Annotated in this window: 24 protein-coding genes; 20 read left to right on the forward strand and 4 right to left on the reverse strand. The window is 62.0% G+C overall.

What is annotated here, in order from left to right:
• Positions 1-270 precede the first annotated feature (270 nt).
• The 3 genes from ISP19_RS13330 to ISP19_RS13340 form a co-directional block, all read right to left on the reverse strand.
• The gene (locus ISP19_RS13330) at positions 271-3,759 is read right to left on the reverse strand and encodes a methylmalonyl-CoA mutase family protein (protein WP_204682909.1); all 3,489 of its coding nucleotides are present in this window, start codon (positions 3,757-3,759) and stop codon (positions 271-273) included.
• A gap of 759 nt (positions 3,760-4,518) precedes the next feature.
• A complete protein-coding gene (locus ISP19_RS13335; protein ID WP_204682910.1) occupies positions 4,519-5,451 on the reverse strand; it encodes an alpha/beta fold hydrolase in 933 nt (310 codons plus the stop codon).
• Between the two features lie 16 nt (positions 5,452-5,467).
• The gene (locus ISP19_RS13340; RefSeq protein ID WP_204682911.1) at positions 5,468-6,073 is read right to left on the reverse strand and encodes a TetR/AcrR family transcriptional regulator; all 606 of its coding nucleotides are present in this window, start codon (positions 6,071-6,073) and stop codon (positions 5,468-5,470) included.
• 399 nt (positions 6,074-6,472) lie between these two features.
• Here ISP19_RS13340 and ISP19_RS13345 point away from each other — a divergent pair, with 399 nt between their 5' ends.
• From ISP19_RS13345 to ISP19_RS13355, 3 genes are all read left to right on the forward strand, one after another.
• A complete protein-coding gene (locus tag ISP19_RS13345; protein WP_204682912.1) occupies positions 6,473-6,808 on the forward strand; it encodes a YXWGXW repeat-containing protein in 336 nt (111 codons plus the stop codon).
• A gap of 127 nt (positions 6,809-6,935) precedes the next feature.
• Entirely contained in the window at positions 6,936-7,298 is a 363-nt protein-coding gene (locus tag ISP19_RS13350; protein ID WP_204682913.1) for a YXWGXW repeat-containing protein, read from the forward strand.
• Between the two features lie 351 nt (positions 7,299-7,649).
• Positions 7,650-8,753 (forward strand): Glu/Leu/Phe/Val dehydrogenase dimerization domain-containing protein, encoded by a 1,104-nt coding sequence (locus ISP19_RS13355; protein WP_204682914.1) that lies wholly within the window; start codon positions 7,650-7,652, stop codon positions 8,751-8,753.
• A 60-nt stretch (positions 8,754-8,813) separates the two neighbouring features.
• On the opposite strand, the gene ISP19_RS13360 is transcribed toward ISP19_RS13355, so the two are convergent.
• Positions 8,814-10,427 (reverse strand): tetratricopeptide repeat protein, encoded by a 1,614-nt coding sequence (locus ISP19_RS13360; RefSeq protein WP_204682915.1) that lies wholly within the window; start codon positions 10,425-10,427, stop codon positions 8,814-8,816.
• Positions 10,428-10,914: 487 nt separating this feature from the next.
• Between ISP19_RS13360 and ISP19_RS13365 the strand changes: the two genes are divergently transcribed.
• The 17 genes from ISP19_RS13365 to ISP19_RS13445 all read left to right on the forward strand — a co-directional run bounded on the left by ISP19_RS13365 (position 10,915) and on the right by ISP19_RS13445 (position 25,309).
• Positions 10,915-11,184, forward strand: a complete 270-nt coding sequence (locus ISP19_RS13365) for an acyl carrier protein (protein WP_204682916.1) — start codon at positions 10,915-10,917, stop codon at positions 11,182-11,184.
• An 8-nt stretch (positions 11,185-11,192) separates the two neighbouring features.
• Positions 11,193-11,975, forward strand: coding sequence for a glycosyltransferase family 2 protein (locus ISP19_RS13370; RefSeq protein ID WP_204682917.1), 783 nt, complete (start codon positions 11,193-11,195; stop codon positions 11,973-11,975).
• Between the two features lie 233 nt (positions 11,976-12,208).
• Complete coding sequence (locus ISP19_RS13375) at positions 12,209-12,817, forward strand: LolA family protein (RefSeq protein WP_204682918.1); 609 nt, start codon at positions 12,209-12,211, stop codon at positions 12,815-12,817.
• The gene (locus ISP19_RS13380) at positions 12,814-15,177 is read left to right on the forward strand and encodes an MMPL family transporter (protein ID WP_204682919.1); all 2,364 of its coding nucleotides are present in this window, start codon (positions 12,814-12,816) and stop codon (positions 15,175-15,177) included. The genes ISP19_RS13375 and ISP19_RS13380 overlap by 4 nt, the downstream gene beginning before the upstream one ends.
• 31 nt (positions 15,178-15,208) lie before the next feature.
• Positions 15,209-16,432 (forward strand): beta-ketoacyl-ACP synthase, encoded by a 1,224-nt coding sequence (locus ISP19_RS13385; protein ID WP_204682920.1) that lies wholly within the window; start codon positions 15,209-15,211, stop codon positions 16,430-16,432.
• A gap of 64 nt (positions 16,433-16,496) precedes the next feature.
• The gene (locus ISP19_RS13390; RefSeq protein ID WP_204682921.1) at positions 16,497-17,243 is read left to right on the forward strand and encodes a beta-ketoacyl synthase chain length factor; all 747 of its coding nucleotides are present in this window, start codon (positions 16,497-16,499) and stop codon (positions 17,241-17,243) included.
• Positions 17,219-18,013, forward strand: a complete 795-nt coding sequence (locus ISP19_RS13395) for a lysophospholipid acyltransferase family protein (RefSeq protein WP_204682922.1) — start codon at positions 17,219-17,221, stop codon at positions 18,011-18,013. The genes ISP19_RS13390 and ISP19_RS13395 overlap by 25 nt, the downstream gene beginning before the upstream one ends.
• Positions 18,010-18,279 (forward strand): phosphopantetheine-binding protein, encoded by a 270-nt coding sequence (locus ISP19_RS13400; protein WP_204682923.1) that lies wholly within the window; start codon positions 18,010-18,012, stop codon positions 18,277-18,279. Before ISP19_RS13395 ends, ISP19_RS13400 begins: the two co-directional genes overlap by 4 nt.
• Complete coding sequence (locus ISP19_RS13405) at positions 18,267-18,812, forward strand: COG4648 family protein (protein WP_204682924.1); 546 nt, start codon at positions 18,267-18,269, stop codon at positions 18,810-18,812. Before ISP19_RS13400 ends, ISP19_RS13405 begins: the two co-directional genes overlap by 13 nt.
• Positions 18,813-18,814: 2 nt before the next feature.
• Complete coding sequence (locus tag ISP19_RS13410; RefSeq protein ID WP_204683339.1) at positions 18,815-19,435, forward strand: ApeI family dehydratase; 621 nt, start codon at positions 18,815-18,817, stop codon at positions 19,433-19,435.
• The gene (locus ISP19_RS13415; RefSeq protein WP_204682925.1) at positions 19,432-20,400 is read left to right on the forward strand and encodes a lysophospholipid acyltransferase family protein; all 969 of its coding nucleotides are present in this window, start codon (positions 19,432-19,434) and stop codon (positions 20,398-20,400) included. Before ISP19_RS13410 ends, ISP19_RS13415 begins: the two co-directional genes overlap by 4 nt.
• A complete protein-coding gene (locus ISP19_RS13420) occupies positions 20,390-20,851 on the forward strand; it encodes an acyl-CoA thioesterase (RefSeq protein WP_204682926.1) in 462 nt (153 codons plus the stop codon). Before ISP19_RS13415 ends, ISP19_RS13420 begins: the two co-directional genes overlap by 11 nt.
• Entirely contained in the window at positions 20,848-21,567 is a 720-nt protein-coding gene (locus tag ISP19_RS13425; RefSeq protein WP_204682927.1) for a class I SAM-dependent methyltransferase, read from the forward strand. The genes ISP19_RS13420 and ISP19_RS13425 overlap by 4 nt, the downstream gene beginning before the upstream one ends.
• 51 nt (positions 21,568-21,618) lie before the next feature.
• Positions 21,619-22,809 carry a beta-ketoacyl-[acyl-carrier-protein] synthase family protein gene (locus ISP19_RS13430; protein WP_204682928.1) on the forward strand — a complete coding sequence of 397 codons (1,191 nt, stop codon included), beginning with the start codon at positions 21,619-21,621 and terminating at the stop codon, positions 22,807-22,809.
• The gene (locus tag ISP19_RS13435) at positions 22,806-23,273 is read left to right on the forward strand and encodes a hotdog family protein (protein ID WP_204682929.1); all 468 of its coding nucleotides are present in this window, start codon (positions 22,806-22,808) and stop codon (positions 23,271-23,273) included. The genes ISP19_RS13430 and ISP19_RS13435 overlap by 4 nt, the downstream gene beginning before the upstream one ends.
• Positions 23,266-23,994, forward strand: a complete 729-nt coding sequence (gene fabG, locus ISP19_RS13440) for a 3-oxoacyl-ACP reductase FabG (protein ID WP_204682930.1) — start codon at positions 23,266-23,268, stop codon at positions 23,992-23,994. Before ISP19_RS13435 ends, fabG begins: the two co-directional genes overlap by 8 nt.
• A 157-nt stretch (positions 23,995-24,151) precedes the next feature.
• Positions 24,152-25,309, forward strand: a complete 1,158-nt coding sequence (locus tag ISP19_RS13445; RefSeq protein ID WP_204682931.1) for an isovaleryl-CoA dehydrogenase — start codon at positions 24,152-24,154, stop codon at positions 25,307-25,309.
• The last annotated feature ends 54 nt before the right edge of the window (positions 25,310-25,363 follow it).

Raw genomic sequence — 25,363 nt, forward strand, 5'->3', positions numbered from 1 at the left:
AGTTGCTTGATCACCGTGACCACCGACAAGGTGGCCACGAGGAACTTCATGAATCCTTCTTTCTGACCTTTTGGGCGTTCGCTCGGCATGGATGCGGTATGCGGAAAGGGTTTTTCAAACATCCCGCGTTCGCGGGAATGACGGTTGTGTGTTGGCGGGTTTGTTTGGAGCTTGGTATGGCGCTTCGGATGGCCCCTCACCCTAACCCCGGATCAAGTCCGGGGTTGGCCCTCTCCCCGAAGGGGAGAGGGAGTTTGATTTGCGGCGGTGTTACATGTTGCGGCGGTATTCACCGCCCACTTCATAGAGCGCGTGGCTGATTTGCCCGAGGGAGTTGTACTTCACGGCTTCCATCAACTGCTCGAACACATTCTTACGCTCACGCGCCGTGTTCTGTAGCGTCTTGAGGCTTTCCGGCGCCAGCCCGTTGCGGGCTTTACCGAACGCCTGCACGTTGTCGATCTGCTGGCCCTTCTCTTCTTCCGTGGAACGAATCAGCTCGATTTCGGTAGCGATCTCGCCGCCGTGATCTTTGGGCAGGAAGGTGTTGACGCCGATCAGCGGCAGGCTGCCGTCGTGTTTCTTTTGCTCGTAGTACATCGATTCTTCCTGAATCTTGCCGCGCTGGTACATGGTGTCCATGGCGCCGAGCACGCCGCCACGTTCGCTGATGGCTTCGAATTCCTTATAGACCGCTTCTTCGACGATGTCGGTAAGGGCATCAACGACGTGGCTGCCCTGCCAGGGGTTTTCGTTGAAGTTGAGGCCGAGTTCTTTGTTGATGATCATCTGGATGGCTACGGCGCGGCGCACGCTTTCTTCGGTGGGCGTGGTGATGGCTTCGTCGTAGGCGTTGGTGTGCAGGCTGTTGCAGTTGTCGAACAGGGCATACAACGCTTGCAGGGTGGTGCGGATGTCGTTGAACTGGATTTCCTGCGCGTGCAGGGAGCGGCCCGACGTCTGGATGTGGTACTTCATCATCTGGCTGCGGGCGCTGGCGCCGTAGCGTTCGCGCATGGCGCGGGCCCAGATGCGGCGGGCGACGCGGCCGATGACGGTGTATTCCGGGTCCATGCCGTTGGAGAAGAAGAAGCTGAGGTTCGGCGCGAAGTCGTCGATGTTCATGCCGCGCGCAAGGTAGTACTCGACAATGGTGAAGCCATTGCTGAGGGTGAAGGCGAGCTGGCTGATCGGGTTGGCGCCGGCTTCGGCGATGTGATAGCCGGAGATGGAGACCGAATAGAAGTTACGCACCTTGTGGTCGACGAAGTACTGCTGGATGTCGCCCATCATGCGCAGCGCGAATTCGGTGCTGAAGATGCAGGTGTTTTGCGCCTGGTCTTCCTTGAGGATGTCGGCCTGCACGGTGCCGCGCACGGTTTGCAGGGTTTCCTCTTTGATACGGGCGTAGGTATTAGCATCCACCAATTGATCGCCGGTAACGCCGAGCAGGCTGAGGCCTAGGCCTTCGTTGCCCTTGGGCAGACCGCCGGAGTATTGCGGGCGCTTTTTGCCGGTGAAGAGTTCGTCGAGGCGCTTTTGCGCGGCTGTCCAGCGGGCGGGATCTTCCTTGAGGTATTTCTCGACGTTCTGGTCGATGGCGGTGTTCATGAACATCGCGAGGATGATCGGCGCGGGACCGTTGATGGTCATCGACACGGAGCTGGTCGGCGCGCTGAGGTCGAAGCCGGAGTACAGCTTCTTCATGTCGTCGAGGGTGGCAACGTTGACGCCGGAGTTGCCGATCTTGCCGTAGATATCGGGACGCGGTGCGGGATCTTCGCCGTACAAAGTGACGGAGTCGAACGCGGTGGACAGGCGCGTGGCGGCACCGCCCTGGCTGAGGTAGTGGAAGCGGCGGTTGGTGCGCTCGGGCGTGCCCTCGCCCGCAAACATGCGGGTGGGATCTTCGCCGCTGCGGCGATACGGATACACACCTCCGGTGTAGGGGTAATGGCCGGGCAGGTTTTCGCGCATCAGGAAGCGCAGCTGGTCACCCCAGTCTTTGGTCTTGGGCGGCGCGACTTTCGGGATTTTCTGGTGGCTGAGCGATTCGCGGTAGTTTTCGACGCGGATGACTTTGTCGCGCACCTTGTATTCGTTCACCTCGTCGGTGACGGATTTGTACAGCTTGGGCCAGTCGCGCAGCAGGTGCACGGCTTCGTGGCTGAGCTCGCGCAGGGCGGCGTTGTAGCGTTGACGCAGCACCAGCAGGCTGCGGTCGACGTTGGCGTCGTGGGTGGCTTCGTGGTCGTAGCGTTCCAGTTCGTGCGGCAGCTTTTCATCGCCGAGTTCTTTCAGCGCTTCGTAGTAGTGCTGCGCCTTGCTGGCGAATTCGGCTTCGCTCTCGATCTGGCTGTTGATGCCACGACCCTGCTCGGCAATTTCGGCGAGGTAACGCACGCGTGCACCGGGAATCAGCACGGTGGCGCGCGGCTCCTTGAGCGTGGTGTCCAGTTTCGGCTGCCAGTTGCAGTGTTCGCTTTCGATGCCGTGCTCGCTCTTGTTGGCGAGCTTGCCGTGCATCAGGCGGCACAGGTTGGTGAACATCCAGGTGACGCCTGGATCGTTGAACTGGCTGGCGATGGTGGGATACACCGGCACGTCTTCGTCTTTCAGGGTGAAGGCGGTGCGGTTGCGCTTCCACTGTTTGCGTACGTCGCGCAGGGCGTCTTCGGCGCCGCGCTTGTCGAATTTGTTGAGCACGACGAGTTCGGCGAAATCGAGCATGTCGATTTTTTCGAGCTGACTGGCGGCGCCGTAGTCGCTGGTCATCACGTAGACGGGGAAGTCGACCAGGTCGACGATTTCCGAATCGCTCTGGCCGATACCGGCGGTTTCCACGATCACCAGGTCGTAGGGCTGCGCCTTGAGGAAGTTAATGCAGTCGTGCAGCACTTCGTTGGTGGCAGCGTGCTGGCGACGCGTGGCCATGGAGCGCATGTAGACGCGATGGCTGCGCAGCGCATTCATGCGGATGCGGTCGCCGAGCAAGGCGCCACCACTGCGGCGGCGGGTTGGGTCGACCGCGAGCACAGCGATGCGCATGTGCGGGAAGGCGTGCAGGAAGCGCAGCAGCAGTTCGTCCACCACGGAGGATTTACCGGCGCCGCCGGTACCGGTCATGCCGAGCACGGGGGTTTGCTTGCCGGCGAGCGCCCATTCCTTGCGCAGACGTGCGAGTTCGGCTTCGCCCAGCTTGCCTTCCTCGATGGCGGAGAGCATGTGGCCGATGCTGATCTCGTCGTTGATGTCGATCTTGGCGGGCACACTGGCGTCGCTCTGTGCGCGCTGGGCGGAGGCGTTGCCGGCGCGCTTCATCACGTCTTCGATCATCTCGGTGAGACCGAGCTTCATGCCGTCGTTCGGGTGGTAGATACGCTCCACGCCGTAGGTTTGCAGTTCGCGGATTTCTTCCGGGGTGATGGTGCCGCCACCGCCGCCGAACACGCGGATGTGCCCGGCACCCTTCTCCTTGAGCATGTCCACCATGTACTTGAAGTACTCGACGTGGCCGCCCTGGTAGGAGGACAGCGCGATCGCGTCGGCATCTTCTTGCAGTGCAGCACGAACGACATCCTCCACCGAGCGGTTGTGCCCGAGGTGAATCACTTCCGCGCCTTGCGACTGGATGATGCGGCGCATGATATTGATCGCGGCGTCGTGGCCATCGAACAGGCTGGCGGCGGTGACAAAGCGCAACGGACTGGTTTCTGCCTGCGCGGTGCTGGCAGGGACATGCTTGGCGGGGGAACTCATGGGGACTCCGACAACGTGTGCGTTCAATCCGGCCATTCTAGTGTGGTTGGGGATGGATGGCTCGTGGCGGCCTGGCCGCTGACGGTTTTGCCAGGGGTGTGGGGGCGGTGCAGCCTAGGTGACACGGGGACTGGGGATAGGGCTTGAGCTGTTGCGATAGCGCAGATGGCCCGCGTTTATGACCGTGTGCTGCACCGCGGCCGATGTCACCGGCGATAGCGTGACGGCGGTGATGGTGGCTAAGTCGGAAGGGGTGTTGGATGAGGCGTGTTACTACCAGGCGTAGCTTTGCCCCCTCTCCCCTCCGGGGCACGCGGGGAGAGCACATGGATGTGCTCGGCTTTGAGGAGCGAGGAGAGGGCTGGGGTGAGGGGCTACGCTTGCCTCGAACATCATGGCCACGGCGCGATGTCTCTCTAATTGCTCACGCTACGCGCCCACATCAGCGCGAGGCTGCCCCCTCACCCCAACCCTCTCCCCGAAGGGGAGAGGGAGCAAAGCGATCACGTGATGCGGCGTGTCACTACCAGGCATAAGTGCAGCGCTGTTTTCCTCCCTCTCCCCTCCGGGGAGAGGGCTGGGGTGAGGGGCTGCGCTTGCCTCGAACATCATGGCCACCGCGCGATGTCTCTCTAATTGCTCACGCTACGCGCCCACATCAGCGCGAGGTTGCCCCTCACCCCAACCCTCTCCCCAAAGGGGAGAGGGAGCAAAAGCGGAGCGCTGCTGTTTCTCTTTCGCGAGAGAGAGCAAGAGCCGTCAGGCAAGGCCGAACGGTAGATTGGGCGATGCCACGATGCGGTCGCCGATGCACTGGCCGCTTACGAACGCCAGGGTGGCATCGATCACTTCCGGCGCATCAACCACTTTGTGATGCCCCAGACCTTGCGTGGTCAACAATCGTGCGCCAGGCCAGTAGCGCGCGTAACGCTCGCCCTCTTCCCACGGCACTTCACGATCGTTGAGATCGTGCACGATCAAGCCGGGTTGTCCGAGCATGGGTACGTGATGATGCGCGGCAAGATCGCGCGGTGCGAAGCCGGTGCGGTTTTCGAACCAGTGGTAGAAGGCATCGCGCAGATGCTCGCCCAGATGCACGAAATGGATAAAGCGATTGGCCGCGGCTTCCAGGTCCGCTGCGGGTGCGATCAACACCAGGCGTTCCGCATGCCAGTCCTCGCCTTGCGCCAGCGTAAGTGCCGCACCACCCATCGAATGGCCAATCGCCAGCGCAGCGGTGCCGAAGTGCTTGCCCACTTCGCGCGTGGCGACGATGCAATCGGGCAAGGTGCACAAGCCGCCGGTGCTGGCGCCATGTCCGGGTTGATCGAAACTGACCACGGCAAAACCCAGCTCGCGCAATTTGCTCACCCACGCCAGAAAGCGCAGGCCGAAGCTGGACCAGCCATGCACCAGCAATGCATAGGGCTGCGTCGCGGGATCGCCCCATACATAGGTGGCGATGGTCTCGCCACGGACCTGCAATTGGCCGCGTTGCATGTCGCTATCGGGTTTGGCCGCGCGTGCACGGCTGCGGCTGCTGGCGAACGGGGTGGCAAACAGGCGCGCGGCACGCTCCACCGTGCGTCGCGGTGCGAGCCGGCCGCCGAGCGCAAAGCCAACGCGTACCGCGCCAAGCTTCCACGCGGCATGCGACTTGTGGCGACGTGAGTGAGTGGCTTGGCGTGTCATGGCGACCTCCCGATGTTCAGGATTGATAACTGGCAAATAGACGATCGAGCGCTGTCCAGGTGCGGCGATTGGCTTGTTCAAAACCAAACAGGGCGGCGTCGTGTTGCAAACCGAGCATCAGGGCATAGACCTCGAAGGCGAGCTGATCCGCATCGGTGTCGGCGCGCAGATCGCCGACTTCGATCGACTGCGTGATGGCGCGCGCCAACTCCGCGCGCCAGCCGGCTTGCTGTTCCTTCACGCGTTGGCGCATCGGGCTGTCTTCGCGGCCGTCGTATTCCACGACGGCGCTGATCAGCACGCAGCCGCTTTGATGGATATGCGACCACTCGGACCAGCGCTGGAGGATCGCGCGCAGGCGCTTCAACCCGCGCGGCTGCTTGACCGCCGGACGCATGATGAATTCGATGAAGCGCCGGGTGGCGGATTCCAGCAAGGCCAGTTGCAGTTCTTCGCGCGAGCCGAAATGCGCGAACACGCCGCTCTTGGACATGCCCACGCCCAAGGCCAGGGCGCCGATGGAGAGACCTTCGAGGCCGTCCTGGCGGGCCAGTTCGTAGGCGTGATCGAGGATCAGCTCACGGGTGGCGGCGCCTTTGCCGGGGGTGATGGCAGGGTTCATGGGCGGCAAAAATAGCACGACCGTTCGTATTATTTCAACCCTCCCGTCACCCCTGCGCAGGCCGGGGCCTAGTGACTTTGAGGCGCACAAAGACGCTGGGCCCGGGCCTGCGCCGGGGCGACGGGCAAGGTCTGTGACGTCATCGGCAGGAAAACACATCGCTGCCTTCTGGTAAGCCAAAGGTCAGCCTCGCCCGGTATCAACTTACGTTTTGAAGCCGCCGACGAGGCGGACACGACACCAGGGGGATGGAAAGGCATGCGCGCCGCGGGATCGCAAGTAATTCGGCTGATTCCTGAACAAGCGAAAGCAATAACGTCAACATCGCGAAATACGATTACGTTTCCCGTACTGCAAGCCGCCCCTGTCGCGGCTGCTTTTAATAATGGAGAGGACACCATGATCAGCATGACCCGCAAATTGGCCCTTGTTGCAGGCATCGGCCTTGCGCTGGCCAGTGTGAGTTACATCCCATCCGCCGCCGCGCAGGTATCGGTCGGTGTAGGCGTCAATATCGGCGTGGCGCCGCCGGCCCCGCGCTACGAAGTGGTTCCGCCGCCGCGCGCGGGCTATGTGTGGGTGCCGGGTTACTGGCAATGGAATCCAGGCTGGCATCGTCACGTCTGGGTGCCGGGCACCTGGATGGTGGCCCGTCCGGGCTGGCGTTGGCACCAGGGCGTATGGGTGCAGGGCCGTGGTGGCTGGCGCTGGCGTGACGGCTATTGGGGTCGCTGATCGCGTAACAATCTGCGCCCGATCGCGTGATCGGGCGCAGGTTTTAGCGGGCTAAGGGCGATTAAATTTGCGAACCGCTTTTGGTTCGATAGATTCTTCGATCCAACCTTTCATCTGGGGAGATTCCATGTCATTACGTCTTGCAACCCTGCTGGCCCTGGCCGGCGTTACTGCCGTTACCGCCGGCTGCGTAGTGGAACAACCTGCTCCACCGCCGCGCCGCGTGGTCTATGAAGCACCGCCGCCCCCGCCGCCGGTGGTTGAAGTCGTCGCCCCGCAGCCGCCGCCGGTTGCCGTGGTGGAAGAAATCCCGCCGCCGCGCCATGGCTATATCTGGGCACGTGGCTACTGGCACTGGGACGGCGCCCGCTATGTGGCGGTGCGCGGTCACTGGGAAGCGGTCCGTCCGGGTTACCACTATGTGCATCCGCACTGGGAACGCGGTCCGGGTGGCTGGCACTTCAGTGCCGGTATCTGGGTGGCCGGCTGATCGACGGCTTTGCCGTGAGGCTCGAAACGCCCCGCTTCAGCGGGGCGTTTTTTTATGTCCTGCGCAAGCGCGGGAACAGGGCGCGCCGAATGGCCCACTGAGCAGGCGGCAATCGAAGGGTTACACCACGCAGGCCGTAGCGAATGAGGCAACATCGCCCCCGCACCGCAAGGCTTTTGCTGCGGCGCATCAGCACCTCAAGTCGAGTCGTACTAAACTTACGGGGCTAACTCGCCGCCCCAGCCTCTTGCTGGGGCTTTGAGTTTCAGGCGTCAGGTCCTTGGCGGGGCCAAGCGCTTCCAATAGTAGGTTGCCATCCCTGGCACCGTCATACGTGGAGTTCAAGTTCCAATGATTTTCGAAACCATCGCCAAAACAGGCCACGAAGAAGTCGTCTTCTGCCATAACAAAGACGCAGGCCTGAAAGCCATCATTGCGATCCATAACACGGTGCTGGGCCCGGCACTGGGCGGCCTGCGCATGTGGCCGTACAAGACCGAGCAAGATGCAGTGAACGATGTGCTGCGTCTGTCGCGCGGCATGACCTACAAGAACGCTGTGGCAGGTCTGAACCTGGGCGGCGGCAAGGCGGTGATCATCGGCGATCCGTCGAAGGACAAGTCCGAAGCGCTGTTCCGCGCCTTCGGCCGTTTCGTCAACTCGCTCAACGGCCGCTACATCACGGCCGAAGACGTGGGCATCGACGTCAACGACATGGAATACGTGTTCCGTGAAACCGAATACGTGACCGGCGTGCACCAGGTGCATGGCGGTTCGGGCGACCCCTCCCCGTTCACCGCCTACGGCACGCTGCAGGGCCTGATGGCTGCGCTGCATTTCAAGCACGGCAACGAAGACGTGGGCAAGTACAGCTACGCCGTGCAGGGTGCGGGCCACGTGGGCAGCGAATTCATTAAGCTGCTGCGCGAACAGGGCGCGAAGGTGTTCGTCACCGACATCAACAAGGATCTGGTGCAGCGTTGCGTGGATGAGCTGGGCTGCGAAGCCGTGGGCCTGGACGAAATCTACGACGTCGACGCCGACGTGTACTCGCCGTGCGCCCTGGGCGGTACGGTCAACGAGCAGACCATCGACCGCATCAAGGCCAAGATCATCTGCGGCGCGGCCAACAACCAGCTGGCCAACGACGCGATCGGCGACGAGCTGACCCGCCGCGGCGTGCTGTACGCGCCGGATTACGCGGTGAACGCCGGTGGCGTGATGAACGTGTCGCTGGAAATCGACGGCTACAACCGCGAACGTGCGATGCGCATGATGCGCACGATCTACTACAACCTGGGTCGCATCTTCGAAATCAGCAAGACGCAGAACGTGGCGACCTACAAGGCAGCCGACCGTTTGGCCGAAGAGCGTATCGACGCCATCGGCAAGATCAAGCTGCCGCACATGGGCAATGGCGCGCCGCGCTTTGCCGGCCGCATGCGTGGACAGTAATCGACGCAGTTGATGTAACGAAAAAGCCGCCGGTTTCCGGCGGCTTTTTTTATGGCGTGATCATCCGTGCCCGCTCGCTGCCGCGTGCGTCATTGATGGCACTGATGGCGGCTTCATCTGCATGATCCATATCTGTTGGTCCGGCCCATTGCCGAACCTGGCGATGAAATCGGATACGGTTTGATCCAATCCAGCGCGCGGTTGCTCGCGCTGGATACGTGCCCGCAGCAGCCAGCCGCGCGGCTCTTCGGGATGGACCTGCAGCAGGTGATCGGCAATCGCCCAGCCTTTGTCCCAATCGTGTTTCGAGTTGACGTACAAGTTGCCCAATTCGATCAGATCCCAGCTGTCATCCGGATTGATGCGCATGGCTTGCTCGTAGTCTGCAATGGCCTCATCCGTCTGCCCCATCGATTCGTAGGCGACACCGCGCGCTTCATAGCTGTTCTCATCCTGCGGCGCCAAGGCAACCAGCGCATTGCCTTCCGACAACGCCCACTGGGGTTGCCCGAGGTCTACCAGATCGGATACGCGCATCTGGCGTTGAACGATGGCTGATGGATCAAACCTCAGCACCTCGGAGCGGAAGATGAGCGACAGGTCCGACCGGTAGCAATGTCTTGCCCACCAGCCCGCGCTCATAAGCATGCCAACCTTGCCCGGCTGGGCGTAGAGAACTTTGTAAAGTTCGTACTCGCTGGCGGGTAGGCACGGCGTGTCCTCGACAAACTGCTCGCCGCCCGTACTTTCGGCGCGAAGCACCAGCAAGAGTGGATTTTCCTTCACGTGCCGCTGAGCGGATGCGATCAAGCCCCGCATCGTGGGAACGTCGCCGCCCCACTTGGGTTGCGCCATCCACACCATGCGCGCGTAGATCATGTAGCTGGCCGGCTCGACCGCAAGGCCTTGCCTGGCAGCGCTTATTGCATAACTGGTGTCGCTGATCAGCGCCGCAGCGTAAATCATGGCGCCATAGGCAGGCGTAATCCGCGGTTCAAGTTTGACCGCAGCATCCAGATCGGCGCGTCCCCGTTGCAACAAGCGGTCCATCGAATCAAGCGCCGATTGCGGCGTGTTGGCAGCGTAATCGTTGCCACGTGCTTGCTGTGCCATGGCGACATAAGCCATGCCGCTTGCCGCCAGCGCAAAGGGGCTGTTGGGATCTTGACGCTTCCACGCATCCATCAGCCCACGGACCGTATCCGATCCATTCGCGAAGTCGATGTTGAAGGTACGGTCCAGCACATCTTGCGCATCCGGCGCAGTGCGCGGGGTACGCATGATGTCATCGAGGCGGCGATCCAATTCGGCTGTATGTCCGGCGCGGATCAGCTGAAAGGCTTCTTCCTGCTTGATGGCCGGATCCAAAGCGTAACGGCAATACGCGCTCGTCGCCGCATCGGACCAATCGAGCCCCGGCGGATTGGGATATGCAAGGCAACGCTGCAAGGGATCGGCGATGGCTTCGGCTTTCCGCGCGTCGCTCAGGAACTGCTGAAGTTGCGCGTCGGAAAACAGCGGCTTCGGTGGCTTGTAGGGCGGCGGCCGCCGAAACACGGTACGGGGAACGGCCGGTGCCGTTGGTTCGATCCTTGAAAGCCGATGGGACATAAAACAGGCGGCGCCGATCAAGACGGCTCCTGCCAGCGACAGCCAAAGCACGCGCGCAGTCATGTCTTCCCCCTATTGACCCGATGAAACTTGCACGGCCGGGTCAAATCCGCAAGCGGTCCCATCCAGGCCGCCTCCCCATGGGTGAACCATGGCGCCACCCACGCGCCAACCCAACTGGGGTGATACCCGGCCCGCGCCTTTGGCACTACGGGTGTCGGCGCATACCGGTTTTCAAGGTAAGGATCCGCGCTGAAATGTGATCCACCGCGTATAGAAATCCGTTCTTCAACGTCCGGCGCATACAGTTCTGCTAGACTCCCGACTCGTAAGAAAATGTGCCGCAAGTCTTTGCCCGAACCGGCAAAAAACCGGCCTATTTCGAGCGCTAAGGGGGCCCGCTTCGCGGGTGCAGTACAAAAAATATCTTCACGGCCCACGCGTCACCGGCTGTCTTCTGTTTACCATCACGGTTACGGAGGGCTGGGGAGCCGGCAATGGATTCGCGTACGCGTGGGAAACGCGGGATACAAGAGCAGGTTGAGTAGGTATGAGCGCAATCATGGAAACCGGGATCAGCGATGAGGACATCCTGTTCAGGCTGAAGGATGTGCTGCGCGAGACGTTTGAGATCGATCCGTCCAGGGTCCACCCGGATACTCACCTGTTCACCGATCTGGAATTGGACAGCATTGATGCCGTCGACCTGGCGATCCAGGTGCAGGACATGACCGGCATGCGCATCAAGCCCGAGGACTTCAAGAACGTACGAACGGTGGGCGACGTGGTCGCCACGGTCCGTATGCTGCTGACGCGCTGACGACGTTCATGCTGCATGCGCCCGAATCCGTCGCAGCAAGCTTCCGGCCCTGCGCGCTGATCCCCATCTACAACCACAAGGACACCATCACCGAAACGGTGCATGGGCTGCGCGCGCACGGTCTGCCGGTGGTGATCGTGGATGACGGCAGCAACGACGCCACGCGCGCAGTGCTGCGTGCGCTGGCCAGCAAGGAAGACGCGGTCAAACTGATACGCCTGCCGCGCAACGGCGGTAAAGGCCGCGCCTTGACCGCGGGACTGATCGCGGCGCGCGATGCCGGCTACACACATGCCTTGCAGATCGATGCGGACGGCCAGCACAACGTAGGCGACGTACCGCGATTTCTTGCCGAAGGCCAAAACGATCCGCACGCGCTGATCTGCGGCCACCCGCTCTACGATGAAAGTGTGCCGCGCGCACGGCTGTATGGGCGCTATGTCACGCATGTCTGCGTGTGGCTGGAAACGCTGTCGTTCACGCTGCGTGATTCGATGTGCGGTTACCGTCTGTACCCGCTGGATGCAACCTGTGCCGAAATCGACCGCGCGCCACTGCCCGCGCGCATGGATTTCGATACGGAGGTGGCGGTGCGGCTGATCTGGCGCGGCGTACCGGTGCGCAATCTACCTACCCGGGTGATTTACCCGGAAAACGGCCTCTCCCATTTCCGCATGCTGCACGACAACCTGCGCATCTCCGCCATGCATACCCGCCTGCTGCTTGGGATGCTGCCGCGCGCGCCGATGCTGTTGTGGCGCAAGCGCAGGAGGGCGGCATGGGTGGCATGACCATCTATTCCTTGAGCCGCAAACTCCCTCTCCCCTTCGGGGAGAGGGCTGGGGTGAGGGGCCAATCTTGCGATAGACCCTCATCCCAGCACGACAATGATTTTGGCTTTTCGCAAAAAGCACCTTCATCGCAAGACTGTCCCCTCACCCCAGCCCTCTCCTCGCTCCTCAAAGACGAGCACATCCATGTGCTCTCCCCGCGTGCCCCGAAGGGGAGAGGGAGCTGGTTTGCGATGCGTGGCTGGATTGCGCTGTTATTGATGCTGTTCGCTTGTTTCAACGTCCAAGCGCAATCACCGGTCCTGCTTCACACAGTCCTGAACCAGCTCAGCCAACACACCGCCGTACGCGCCGCCTTCACCCAGCAACGCCAGAACCCTGCCCTGGCAACACCGCAGAACAGCAGCGGACAGCTGTTGTTCGTGACCGGTCACGGCATGCTGTGGCAAGTGCAGCAGCCTTATCAGGAAACGCTGGCGCTTACCGGCAACCAGACCGTACGAATCGATGCATCTGGCCATGTCCAACCCGTGCGCAATGAACGCGGCGTCAGCCAGATTTCACAGATGCTGCAATCCATGCTGGCCGGCCAGCTTGATGCGGTGATGCGGCAGTTCAACGTCAGCGCCGATGGCACGGCCGCGCAATGGACGCTGCATTTCACTCCCAAGCAGGCGCGCGTGGCGCAGGTGCTGCGCAGCATCCAGCTTGACGGCGACGCCTATCTGCAAGGTATTCGCATTGATATGCAGGACGGCACGCTCACCGATATCCGCATGACCAATACGCGCGAGGCCGGCCCGCTGAGCGAGCTGGAAAAGCACGCGCTCGGCCTGCCATGAAGCAACGAAGTCTGTGGCTGCGCGCAGGATGGTTTGCGGTGGCGACCTTGCTGATCGCCTTGCTCGGCGCGTGGCTGTTATTCGGCCGCGACCGTTCGCCGATCCAGACCGATCTGCTGGCCATGCTGCCGGCCACCGAACGCAACCCGCTGGCGGAAGTGGCCGCGCAGCGATTGGCGCACGCCGATGGTGATCGGGTCATCGTGTTGGTCGCCAACGCCGATGACGATCGCGCCAAGGCCGCCGCGCGCGAGCTTGGTCATGTACTGGCGCATGACGATGTGTTTGCCTCGGTCACCGCCGAATTACCGCCGTTCGATCTGCAACAGCTGATCACCCCTTACCTGGCGCATCGCTTCAGCCTGCTTACCGATGCCGATCGCACGGCGCTGGCAAACGCCAGCTACGACCCGGCGCAGGCCCTGGCGCAGCGCGTCAACGAACCGTTCGCGACCGGCGTAGGTACACGCTTGCAGGACGATCCCTTCGGTTGGCTGCAACATTGGCTGGATCAGCAACCGTGGAGCCGCTCGCCACTGGTGCCGGAAGACAATCTGCTGACGGCGCATCGCGATAACGTCAGCTACGTGCTGGTCACGGCCACGCTGGATGGTTCCGCTTATGACGACGCCATCCAGAGACGCGCATTGCATGCCCTGGGCGATGCCGAACGCACGATCGAACACGATCAACCTGGCACGCGCGTGCTGCGCACCGGCGCGCTGTTCTACGCTGCCGCTGCACGCGCTGGCGCAGAACATGATGTGCATCTGGTCGGACTGGTTTCCACTTTCGGCATTGCTCTGCTTTTGCTGGGCGTGTTCCGCTCGCCCGGTCCGCTGCTGCTGGCGTTTCTGTCCACCGCGATCGGCGTGATGGCGGCGACCACCGTAAGCGTGCTGATCTTTGGCCAGATCTATCTGCTCACGCTGGTGTTCGGCGCAGCCTTGCTGGGTGAAGCGGTCGATTATTCCATTCAGTATCTGAGTGCGCGCGCGAATGCCGGCGATGCGTGGGAACCGCGCCAGGGCCTGCGTCAGGTGCGCCCTGCCCTGTTGCTGGCGCTGGGAACATCCTTGCTGGGTTACGCCTTGCTCGGACTGGTGCCGTTTTCGGCCTTGCGCCAGATGGCCTGCTTCGCGATGACCGGCATGACCGTGGCATGCCTGAGCGTGTTCGGCTTGTTGCCGGCCTTGCTGCAAGGTCCGGCCAAACCGTTGTCGCAGGCGTCGGTGCGTGGTGCGCTTGCCGTGCAGAATCTTGTCGCACGCATGGCATCGGGAAAGCGCGGCATCGCGCTCGCGGTCGTCGCCTTGCTGCTGGCCATACCCGGCTGGTGGCAGCTGCGTCACGACGACGATGTGCATCTGCTGATCTCGCCGCCTGCGGTGTTGTCCCAGCAGGAAAGACAAATCCGCGACATTACCGGCCTGGGCAACGGCACGCAGTTCTATCTGGTGCAAGGCGCGAACCAGGAGCAGGTTCTGCAACGCGAAGAAGCCTTGGAACTGCGCCTGCAACAGCTAGTCGACGCCAACCGGTTGCAGGGGTGGCTGGGCCTGGCCGGCATGGTGCCTTCGCTGCAACGGCAGCGAGCCGATCAGCGCTTGCTGGCGCCGCTGTTCACCCAACCCGATCGTATGCGCCAATGGCTGAGCAGCGCAGGCTTTCGCGTTGCCGACATCGAGCCTTTCATCGATGCCTGGCCAGGTACGCCGCTTGATTTGCAGACATGGCTGAAAAGCCCACTCGCCACACCATTCCGTTATCTGTGGATGGGCGATGCGGTGCACGATGGCGCCGCGTCCCTGGTGTTGCCGCAAGGCGATGCTCCGAGCGCACTGCTGCAACACGCCGCCTCCGGCTTGCCTGGCGTCACGCTGGTCGACAAACCTGCCAGCATTTCTGCACTGTTCGGCCGTTATCGTCACTACGCCAGCATCTGGTTGCTGGCGGCGATCGTGCTGATCGTGCCGGTGTTTGGCTGGCGCTATGGCTTGCACAATGTGCCGCGTGTGCTGGCGCCGCCGGTGCTCGGTATCGGCCTGGCGCTGGCGATGCTGGGTTATCTGCATCAGCCGCTCACCCTGTTTCACTGGATGGCGCTGATGCTGGTGCTTGGCGTCGGCGCGAACTACGCCGTGTTCCTGCGCGAGGGTGAACCGCACGTGGTACATCGCCCGGGTGCGATGTATGCGAGCGTGCTGCTTTCCGCGATCACCGCCTTGCTGTCGTTCGGCTTGCTGGCGTTGAGTTCTATGCCCGCGCTGCGCGACTTTGGCCTTACCTTGCTGCTGGGTATCGGCTTTACCGCCTTGCTCGTACCGACCAGCGTGATACACCGGGCCACTTCCTCATGAACATTGTTTACTTCGCACGGGGCATTCGCCGATGAAACGTGTCGTCATCACCGGCATGGGTGGCATCACGCCACTGGGACATGATTGGTCACAGATCGAAGCGCGCTTGCGCGAGGGCCGCAATGCGGTGCGCAAGATGCCGGAGTGGGATTTCTTCGATTCCTTGAATAGCCGGCTGGGCTGTCCGGTCGATGACTTCCAATTGCCTGACTGGCCGCGCAAGCATCTGCGCTCGATGGGCCGCGTCGCCCAATTGGCTGTCGCGGCCAGCGAACACGCCTTGCGCGACGCCGGCTTGCACGGCGATGCCAGCATCGGCGACGGGCGCATGGGCGTGGCGTACGGCTCATCCGGCGGCAGCATCGATCCGATCCGCGTGATGGGCCGCATGCTGGAAACCGGCTCCATGCAGGGCGTTACCGCAACCAGCTATGTGCAGATGATGGCGCACACCACGGCGGTGAATGTCGGCGTGTTCTTCGGCTTGAAGGGACGCATCCTGCCTACGTCAAGCGCCTGTACCTCCGGTAGCCAGGCGATCGGCTACGGCTACGAAACCATCCAGCAGGGCAAGCAAAAGCTGATGCTGTGCGGCGGCGCGGAAGAGCTGTCCGGTCCCAGCGTGGCGGTGTTCGATACCTTGTTCGCCACCAGCACGCGCAATGACGAAGCGAACCTTACCCCGCGCCCCTTCGATCGCAGCCGCGATGGACTGGTGGTCGGCGAAGGTGCGGCCACGCTCGTGCTGGAGGAATACGAACATGCGCGCGCACGCGGCGCGCGCATTTACGCGGAAGTGGTCGGCTTCGGCTGCAACTCCGATGGCAATCACATTACCCAACCAACCAGCGAAACCATGGCCACAGCGATGCAGCTGGCCTTGCAGGACGCACAGCTTTCGCCCGCCGCCATCGGCTATGTCAGTGCGCATGGCACCGCTACGGATCGTGGTGATGTCGCGGAGAGTCATGCGACCGCGAATGTGCTTGGTACGCGCGTGCCGGTCAGCTCGATGAAGAGCTATGTCGGCCACACGCTGGGCGCCTGTGGCGCGCTGGAATCATGGTGGGCGGTGGCGATGATGCGTCAAGGCTGGTTTGCGCCGACCATCAATTTGACGGAAACAGACCCGGCTTGTGCGGAACTGGATTACATCGTTGGAGCGGGACGTGCGATCCAGGCGGATTATGTGATGAACAATAACTTTGCGTTTGGCGGGATCAATACCTCGCTGATTTTCAAGGCGTGGAACTGAAACTGCTTTTCTCCCTCTCTCCTGCGGAGAGAGGGAGAAAAGCAGTACGCGGTGACGGGGGTTGATGATGGATTTCCAAATCGATGCATGGCGCGCATGGGCACCGGGCCTCGATAGCGACGAGGCCTGGCAGGCCTGGTCGCTGAATCCCGTGCGCGTCGCCGATGGCGATACCCAACCCGCCTGCGAATTTCTGCCGGCCATGCAACGCCGGCGCCTTAGCCGCCTGGCGCGTATGACCTTGCATGTCGCCTGGCCGCTGTGCGGTGAATCCGAGCAGTTGCCGTTCGTGTTTGCCTCGCGTCACGGCGAAACACCCCGCACCTATGCGCTGCTGAGTGATGTGGCCGATCAGCAACCGCTATCGCCGACGCAGTTCGGTTTGTCGGTGCATAACGCCATCGCCGGGCAATGGTCGATTCTGCGTGGTCAGCACGGTGAGTCCGTCGCCATCGCGGGGGAAGCCGATACCTTTGAGCACGCCATGGTGGAAGCCGCAGCCTTGTTAAGTACAGGCGCACCGGCAGTGCTGGTGGTGGTGGCCGAGGAATACCCACCCGAACCCTACCGAGACTGGATCGACGATGTACCGTTTTCGTATGCTCTGGCACTGAGGGTAAGGGGAATCGAGGCGGATAACAGCAAGCAGGCCGGCGCGCGATGGCAGCTGCGGCTGGAACCGAATCGTGGCGATGATGCTCCCGCTGCATGGCCGCATGCGCTGCAATTTGTGGGTGCACTGCATCAGCACAACGACACACTTGTACACACATGGAAGACACGTCGATGGATCTGGCAGCGAACTCCGTAAGGCGTTTCAGTGCGGGGAATTACGTCTGGCGGCTGTTAGCCACCGGCGCAAGCTTCGCACTGTTCGGCCTGGGCGGACTGCTGCTGCGCTTGATCCTGCTGCCCTTGCTCGGCCTGTTGCCGGGCGACACCAGAACTCGCCGCCAGCGCGCACGCGCCGCCATCAGCAAGGCGTTCTACTTGCATGTGCAGTTCATGTATCGCAGCGGCGTGCTGGAATACGTGTTCGAGGGCGCCGAGCGCCTTGGCTGTCCGGGTCAGATGATCATTGCCAATCATCCCTCGTTGATCGATGTGGTGTTTCTGATCGCGCATATCCGCGATGCCAATTGCATCGTCAAACAAAGCATGTGGCGCAATCCGTTCACGCGCGGCCCGGTCTGCCGGGCGCAATACATCAGCAACGATGGTAGCCCGGATATGCTGGAGCAGGCGGCCGACGCGCTGCGCGAGGGCGAGACCCTGATCGTGTTTCCCGAAGGCACGCGCACCACGCCAAACCGCGCACCGATATTTCACCGTGGCGCGGCGGCGATTGCGCTGCGTGGCGCACGCACCATCACGCCTGTGTTCATCAGCGTAAAGCCGACCACGCTGACCAAGGCCGAGCCCTGGTATCGCATTCCGGCGCGACGGGTGAAGATCACGCTACGCGTGGGCAAGGACATCGATCCGAATACGTTCAATGCGCAAGCCGCGATGCCGATCGCCTCGCGCCGGCTCAACGAACATCTGCATCAACTTTTCCTGAGGGAGCTTGCGTCATCGTGAATGACCTACAGCAAGAAATCACCCAGCTGATCATCGACACCCTCAATCTGGAGGATGTCACCGTTGCGGATATTCCGCCTGAGCAACCGCTGTTCGGCGAAGGGCTTGGCCTTGATTCGGTCGACGCACTGGAACTGGCTCTGGCCTTGCAGAAGCGCTATGACATCCGTATCGCTTCGGATTCGAAAGACGCGCGCCAGCATTTCACCACGGTCGCCAGTCTCGCCGCCTTCGTGCAATCGCAGCGGGACGCATGCGCAAAATAACCTCTATTCTGTTACCGCTGGCGGGTGTGCTTTACCCGTTCGTGGTGTATTTCGGCATGGACCGCGTGCCGCCGCCGATGTTTGCGCTGGTGCTTGGCGCCATCTGGCTGATCCGCGCGCCCAGCTTGTTGAAGCAGCCCGGCGGACGCTGGATGCTGACGGCGGCGCTGGTCTATTGCGCGCTGCTGGCGCTCAGTGGCGAAGCCGTGCTGCTGCGCTGGTATCCCAGCCTGATCAGCGCCCTGCTGCTGTGCGCGTTCGGTCTGAGCCTGAGATACGGCCCGCCGATCGTCGAACGCATCGCCCGCGTGCGCGAACCGGACCTGCCCGACGCCGCGATTCCCTATACGCGCAAGGTCACCTGGGTCTGGGTGGGCTTTTTTGTCTTCAACGGCGCAGTCTCCGCCGTGCTCACCTTGTGGGCACCCCTGGCCTGGTGGACGCTGTACAACGGCCTGCTGGTGTATTTCATTATGGGTACGCTGTTTATCGGTGAGTGGCTGTTGCGCCGACGCTTGCGAGGCACTGCGTGAGCATGGAACTTGTCTGCACCGCCGAACGTTTGCGCACCCATGCCTGGGTCGCCGATGCGCGTTGCGGACATGCCGGCGAGAACGCGCCGGGCATCGTGCTGGTCTTGCACAGTACGGGGATCGACGCGCTTTGCCGCCTGGGCCGCTCACGCTTGATCGACCGCTTGCAGCGTGACATCGAATACACCGGCGAGCCGGTGACGTGGCGTCTGCTTGACACCCTGCCCGCCTCGGCATCTGCCCAGCAGATCGATGCCTGGCTGCAAGCGCCGCTGCCACGTGAAGCCTTGCTGCTGGACGAGCAACAGCATGACGGTGTCTGGACGCTGGCGCTGCGCATTCCGCTCGATCTGGTCTATTTCCCCGGCCACTTTCCGCAAGCCCCGGTGTTGCCAGGCGCAGTGCAGATCGCGTGGGCGCTGAGCTTCGCCGCCACACGTCTCGGCACGCCGGCGCGGTGCCAGATGATGGAAGCGCTGAAGTTTCAGCAATTGCTGCGTCCGGGTAATCGCGCGGATTTGACTCTGCACCACGATGCGGCGCGCAACAAACTACATTTCGCCTATCGTCATGGCGACAAGGCGTATTCCTCGGGTCGATTGGCATGGAGCGCCACGTCATGAACGAACAGATTGCACAGGAGCGTCACTGGTCAACACAGAAGGAACGCGGCAGCCTGTTCCTGATGCGCCTGACCGCCTTGAGCGTGCGCATGTTCGGGCGCCGCCTGCTGGCGCCTGTGCTGTATCTGATCGTGCTGTACTTCTTTGTCTCGGCGCGCAGCGCGCGGCGCCATATCCGGCAATACCAGACATATCTTGCGGACTGGAGCGGCAACCCGGCGCTCCATCCCTCGCTCGGCAGCGTATTCGGGCAGTTCATCGCCTTCGCGGACAATCTGCTCGATCGCCTGGATGTATGGCGCGGCCGCCTGCGCTTCGAACAGGTGCAACTGGTCGATCCTTCCGGCATCCGCCCGCGCCTGTTGCGCAGCCAGCATGGCGGGCGCGGCGAGATCCTGGTGGTGACCCATCTTGGCAATCCGGATGTCTGCCGCGCCATGGCGGAACTGGGCGAACAGGTCCCGCTCAACGTGCTGGTACATAACCGGCATGTCGCGCAATTCAATCGCCTGCTGGGCGAAGCCGGCGACCGCAGCATGCGGCTGATCCAGGTCAGCGAACTGGATACGGCGATGATGATGGACTTATCGCAACGGCTTGAGCGCGGTGAATGGCTGGCGATGGCCGGCGACCGCGTGCCGTTGCACGATGGCCGACGCGTCATGGTGAATTTCCTCGGACATCCGGCCACATTTCCGCAAGGTCCGTGGTTGCTGGCCGGACTATTGCGCTGCCCGGTGAACCTGCTCTGCTGTTTGAAAGTGGATGGCCGCTATCGCATCCATCTGGACCCGTTCCTGGATGTTGCCCGTTGGGAGCGTGGTCAGCGCGATGCAGCCGTGCAGGCGTGGGTGCAACGCTATGCGGATCATCTCGCCGGACAATGCCTGATGGCGCCACGACAGTGGTTCAATTTCTACGCTTACTGGCAACCGGCCGACACGGAGGCCACCGATGCGAACTAGCGGCGTTCTGCATGCCACGGTGGACGTGGTGGTGCCGTTCTTCGATGTCGATTCGATGGACGTGGTCTGGCACGGCCATTATGTGAAGTATCTGGAAGTGGCGCGCTGTGCCCTGCTCGACGAGATCGGCCATAACTACACGCAGATGAAGGCATCCGGCTACGTCTGGCCGGTGATCGATCTGCAATTGCGCTATGTGCAGGCCTCCCGTTTCGGCCAGCGGCTGCACGTGCGCGCGGACCTGATCGAATGGCAAAACCGTCTGCGCATCCATTACCTGATCCAGGATGCCGCCACCGGCCAGCGCATCACCCGCGCGAGCAGCATTCAAGTCGCGGTAAAAATCGCCAATGGCGAAATGCAGCTGGTCTCGCCGGATGTCTTTATCGAGGCGGTGGAACGCCGGCTGCGCAACCCTCCGCAAACTCCTTCCCCCGTGATCACGCCATGAATTACGCCAGCCCCACTTATGTCGAGGAAACGCGCATTGGCTTCCATTTCCTGCGCAGCCACACCTGGCAGCATCATGTTCTGCGCGTGGCAATCAACGACCTCAAGCGCCTGATCGGCGAGCCGCTGCCGCAAGGCGGCACCCTGCTGGACACGGGCTGTGGCCAGGGCAAATCGTTCCGCTTGTTGCGTGACGCCTTTCAGCCGGTGCGCATGCTGGGACTGGATGCTGATCCGCATAGCTTGAGCCTTTCCGAAGCAGAAGCCGCGCGCGAAGGCATCCGCGTGGAATTGCTGACCGCCGATTGTGCCGAGATCCCGCTACCCGACAGCAGCGTCGACATCGTGTTCTGCCACCAGACCTTCCATCATCTGGTCGAGCAGGAGCGTGCACTTGCCGAGTTCTGGCGCGTACTGAAGCCGGGCGGCTGGCTGCTGTTCGCCGAATCCACCAAGGCGTACATCGATACCTGGGTGATCCGCTGGTTTTTCCGGCATCCCATGCACGTGCAAAAAAGCGCGGACGAATATCTGAACATGCTGCGCGGGCAAGGTTTTGCGTTTGGCCCGCGGAATGTGTCCTTTCCTTATCTGTGGTGGAGTCGCTCGAAGGATTTCGGCCTGCTCGAACGCTGGGGCCTACGGGCGCCGCCGCCACCGGGACAGCGCGAAGAAACCCTGGTTAATGCTGCTGTACGCAAACCGGCCCATGATTGATCAGCTATTTCAACGTTACCTCACCGTCGCCCCGGCGAATGGAGGTTTCGCATGAACACCTACCTCAATGCGCTAGGCGTAATCTGCAATCTCGGCGCAGGCAAATCCGCCGTTGCCGAAGCACTGTTCGCCGGCGACGACAGCGGCATTCGTCCCGAGCAGGACTGGATTCCCGGCCATGCCCCGCCCTTGGGCCGCGTGCATGTGGCGTTGCCGCCGATACCCGAAGCACTGCGCAGCCATCGCGATAATCGCAATAACCGTTTGCTGCTTGCCGCGACGCAGGAGATCGAGGCAGATATCCGTGCCGCCATCGAATGCTATGGTCACGAACGCATCGGCGTGGTGCTGGGCACCAGTACCACCGGCATCGAGGAAGCCACGCAGGGGATCGGTGCCTATCGCCGCGATGGCACGTGGCCGGCGGATTATCGCTACGCACACCAGGAGCTGGGCGCACCCGCTGCCTTCCTCGCTGAATGGCTGGGATTGGGCGGCCCCTGCTACAGCATTTCCACCGCCTGTACCTCAGGTGCGCGTGCGCTGCTGAGTGCGCAACGCCTGCTGCGGACCGGCCTGTGCGACGCGGTACTGTGTGGCGGCGTGGATACCTTGTGCCGATTGGCGATCAACGGCTTCCATGCCTTGGAAGCCGTGGACTTGCAGCGCTGCGATCCATTCTCCCGGCACCGCCGCGGCATCAATATCGGTGAAGCGGCAGCACTGTTCCTGATGACGCGTGAAGACGGTCCGGTGGAACTGCTCGGTGGCGGCGCCAGCTCCGATGCGTATCACATGTCCTCACCCGATCCACACGGAACCGGTGCGCAGAAGGCGATGCAGGATGCGCTGCGCAACGCGAGACTGGATGCAAAGCAGATCGACTACATCAACTTGCACGGCACCGCCACCGAACACAACGACAGCATGGAAAGCCTGGCGGTTACCGCCACGTTTGCGCATGCCGTGCCCTGCTCTTCCACCAAATCGCTGACCGGCCACACCCTGGCCGCCGCTGGCGCGCTGGAAGCTGCATTCTGCTGGTTGAGCCTGAGCGACCGTCGCGCGGAGCGCCGTCTGCCACCGCATCGATGGGATGGCGAGGCCGACCCGGCCCTGCCGCCGCTGAACTTCGTGCAAGCCGGTGGCCATCTGCCCGCGGGCGGCCGTCGCTATCTGATGAGCAATTCCTTTGCCTTCGGCGGCAACAATACAGCGTTGATTCTTGGGGATCCGGCATGACGCCGTGGCCGATCGCCGAGGTGTTGCCGCACGCCGGCGACATGATCCTGCTCGACCACGTCGAAGAGCTCGAAGCCGACCGCATCGTTTGTACAAGAACCTTGCAAACAGATGGGTTGTTTCAAGATCCCGACGGCAGCCTGCCCGCATGGGTGGGCGTGGAATTGATGGCGCAAAGCATCGCCGCCTGGGCCGGTTGCCGCGCCCGTGCCGATCAGCAACCGGTACAACTGGGCTTTCTGCTCGGCACGCGTCACTACGCCTGCAATGTCGATGCATTCCCGGCCGGCACTTGCTTGCGCATCGAGGCGGAACGGTCGTTCCACGACGAGCACGGCATGGGCGTTTTCAACTGCCGCATCGACGCGCCGGGCATTCACGCCGAAGCTCGCTTGAACGTTTATCGTCCGCCCGATGCAGATGCCTTCTTTAAACAGATCGCCGGAGAAACACAGCATGACTGATACGGTTCTGGTCACCGGCTCCAGCCGTGGCATCGGGCGCGCGATTGCCTTGCGCCTGGCACAGGCAGGCTATGATCTGATCCTGCATTGCCGCAGCCGGCGCGATGAAGCCGAACAGGTGCAGGCGTCGATCGAACAGCTCGGCCGCCATGCACGCATCCTGCAATGTGACATAGCCGATCGCGCTGCCTGCGCTGCCACACTCGAAGCGGATGTGGAAGCACATGGCGCTTACTACGGCATCGTCTGCAATGCAGGACTGACCCGCGACGCAGCTTTTCCTGCGCTTACCGACGAAGATTGGGATCAGGTATTACGTACCAATCTGGATGGTTTCTATAACGTGCTGCATCCGATCATCATGCCGATGATCCGTCGTCGCGCCGCTGGACGCATCGTATGCATCACGTCGGTATCCGGCCTGATCGGCAATCGCGGCCAGGTGAATTACAGCGCATCCAAGGCCGGCGTGATCGGCGCCGCCAAGGCGCTTGCGGTGGAGTTGGCCAAGCGCAAGATCACCGTCAATTGCGTGGCGCCGGGCTTGATCGATACGGACATGATCAGCGACGACGTACCGCTTGACGAGATCATGAAAATGATACCCATGCAGCGTGCCGGTACCGCCGATGAAGTTGCTGCCGCGGTGCAGTTTTTGCTGAGTCCGGCAGCTGGTTACATCACGCGGCAGGTGCTCGCGGTGAATGGTGGGTTGTGCTGAAAGGCGGAAGCAGTAAACCCCCATCTAGCCAGCATTGCCCCCTCTCCCCAAAGGGGAGAGGGGGCTAATGCGGCCCACCTGATGCGTTGCGTCAGAGTCCCTAACGCCCGCTGCGCTACAATTCCCTGGCTAAATCCCCTTCCCCAGGAGTTTTGTGATGCGTCCGTTCCCGCTCGGTGAAGAAATCGATCTGCTGCGCGATAGCGTTGCGGCCTTCGCGGAAAAGGAGATCGCGCCGCGCGCCGATCATATTGACCGTGAGAACCAGTTCCCGCACGACCTGTGGCGCAAGATGGGCGACATGGGTTTGCTCGGCATTACCGTCCCGGAAGAGTACGGCGGTAGCGGCATGGGCTTCCTCGCACATATGGTGGCGATGGAGGAAATCTCGCGCTCGTCCGGCTCGGTGGGATTGTCGTACGGCGCTCACTCCAACCTGTGCGTGCAGAACATCTTCCATAACGGTAACGAAGCGCAGCGACGCAAATACATTCCGAAGCTGTGTTCCGGCGAGTACGTCGGCGCACTGGCGATGAGCGAACCCGGCGCCGGTTCCGATGTCGTCGGCTCGATGACCTGCAAGGCCGAGCAGCGCGGTGATGTGTGGGTGGCCAACGGCTCCAAGATGTGGATCACCAACGGCCCCGATGCAGACGTCCTGCTGGTGTATATGCGCACTGCACCGCGCGTGGCGGGTAGCCGCTGCATGACAGCCTTCATTATCGAAAAAGGCATGAAGGGTTTCAGCACGGCGCAGAAGCTCGACAAGCTCGGTATGCGCGGCTCCAATACCTGCGAACTGGTGTTCGAGGATTGCGAGATTCCCGCGGAGAACATCGTCGGCGAAGTGAACGAAGGCGTGCGCGTGCTGATGAGCGGCCTGGATACGGAGCGGCTGGTGCTTTCCGGCGGACCGATCGGGCTGATGCAGGCGTCGCTCGATCTTGCCTTGCCTTACGTGCGTGAACGCAAGCAGTTCAATGCGCCGATTGGTACCTTTGGTGTGATGCAGGCGAAAATCGCCGATATGTACACCAAGCTGCAAAGTTCGCGTGGTTTTGCGTACATGGTGGCAAGGGAGTTCGACGCTGGCGTGAAGTCGCGTATCGATCCCGCCGCCTGCCTGCTAAACGCCTCGGAGAACGCGGTGCAAGTGGCACTGGAAGCCATCCAGACGCTTGGCGGCAACGGTTACATCAACGAATTTCCCGCCGGCCGTCTGCTGCGCGATGCCAAGCTGTACGAGATTGGCGCGGGCACCAATGAAATTCGCCGCATGCTGATCGGGCGTGAGCTGTTCCACGGCAAGGCGTAACGTCATTCGCCCTCACCGCCATCCTCTCCCCATAGAGGAGAGGATGGCGGGCAA

The organism is Dyella flava (assembly GCF_016904955.1).
GTDB classification, from domain to species: domain Bacteria; phylum Pseudomonadota; class Gammaproteobacteria; order Xanthomonadales; family Rhodanobacteraceae; genus Dyella_B; species Dyella_B flava.

Bases quoted from the DNA above. Each gene is read 5' to 3' on its own strand.
- ISP19_RS13330 (WP_204682909.1), bottom strand. From the start codon at position 3,759: ATGAGTTCCCCCGCCAAGCATGTCCCTGCCAGCACCGCGCAGGCAGAA.
- ISP19_RS13335 (WP_204682910.1), bottom strand. From the start codon at position 5,451: ATGACACGCCAAGCCACTCACTCACGTCGCCACAAGTCGCATGCCGCG.
- ISP19_RS13340 (WP_204682911.1), bottom strand. From the start codon at position 6,073: ATGAACCCTGCCATCACCCCCGGCAAAGGCGCCGCCACCCGTGAGCTG.
- ISP19_RS13345 (WP_204682912.1), top strand. From the start codon at position 6,473: ATGATCAGCATGACCCGCAAATTGGCCCTTGTTGCAGGCATCGGCCTT.
- ISP19_RS13350 (WP_204682913.1), top strand. From the start codon at position 6,936: ATGTCATTACGTCTTGCAACCCTGCTGGCCCTGGCCGGCGTTACTGCC.
- ISP19_RS13355 (WP_204682914.1), top strand. From the start codon at position 7,650: ATGATTTTCGAAACCATCGCCAAAACAGGCCACGAAGAAGTCGTCTTC.
- ISP19_RS13360 (WP_204682915.1), bottom strand. From the start codon at position 10,427: ATGACTGCGCGCGTGCTTTGGCTGTCGCTGGCAGGAGCCGTCTTGATC.
- ISP19_RS13365 (WP_204682916.1), top strand. From the start codon at position 10,915: ATGAGCGCAATCATGGAAACCGGGATCAGCGATGAGGACATCCTGTTC.
- ISP19_RS13370 (WP_204682917.1), top strand. From the start codon at position 11,193: ATGCTGCATGCGCCCGAATCCGTCGCAGCAAGCTTCCGGCCCTGCGCG.
- ISP19_RS13375 (WP_204682918.1), top strand. From the start codon at position 12,209: ATGCGTGGCTGGATTGCGCTGTTATTGATGCTGTTCGCTTGTTTCAAC.
- ISP19_RS13380 (WP_204682919.1), top strand. From the start codon at position 12,814: ATGAAGCAACGAAGTCTGTGGCTGCGCGCAGGATGGTTTGCGGTGGCG.
- ISP19_RS13385 (WP_204682920.1), top strand. From the start codon at position 15,209: ATGAAACGTGTCGTCATCACCGGCATGGGTGGCATCACGCCACTGGGA.
- ISP19_RS13390 (WP_204682921.1), top strand. From the start codon at position 16,497: ATGATGGATTTCCAAATCGATGCATGGCGCGCATGGGCACCGGGCCTC.
- ISP19_RS13395 (WP_204682922.1), top strand. From the start codon at position 17,219: ATGGATCTGGCAGCGAACTCCGTAAGGCGTTTCAGTGCGGGGAATTAC.
- ISP19_RS13405 (WP_204682924.1), top strand. From the start codon at position 18,267: ATGCGCAAAATAACCTCTATTCTGTTACCGCTGGCGGGTGTGCTTTAC.
- ISP19_RS13410 (WP_204683339.1), top strand. From the start codon at position 18,815: ATGGAACTTGTCTGCACCGCCGAACGTTTGCGCACCCATGCCTGGGTC.
- ISP19_RS13415 (WP_204682925.1), top strand. From the start codon at position 19,432: ATGAACGAACAGATTGCACAGGAGCGTCACTGGTCAACACAGAAGGAA.
- ISP19_RS13420 (WP_204682926.1), top strand. From the start codon at position 20,390: ATGCGAACTAGCGGCGTTCTGCATGCCACGGTGGACGTGGTGGTGCCG.
- ISP19_RS13425 (WP_204682927.1), top strand. From the start codon at position 20,848: ATGAATTACGCCAGCCCCACTTATGTCGAGGAAACGCGCATTGGCTTC.
- ISP19_RS13430 (WP_204682928.1), top strand. From the start codon at position 21,619: ATGAACACCTACCTCAATGCGCTAGGCGTAATCTGCAATCTCGGCGCA.
- ISP19_RS13435 (WP_204682929.1), top strand. From the start codon at position 22,806: ATGACGCCGTGGCCGATCGCCGAGGTGTTGCCGCACGCCGGCGACATG.
- fabG (WP_204682930.1), top strand. From the start codon at position 23,266: ATGACTGATACGGTTCTGGTCACCGGCTCCAGCCGTGGCATCGGGCGC.
- ISP19_RS13445 (WP_204682931.1), top strand. From the start codon at position 24,152: ATGCGTCCGTTCCCGCTCGGTGAAGAAATCGATCTGCTGCGCGATAGC.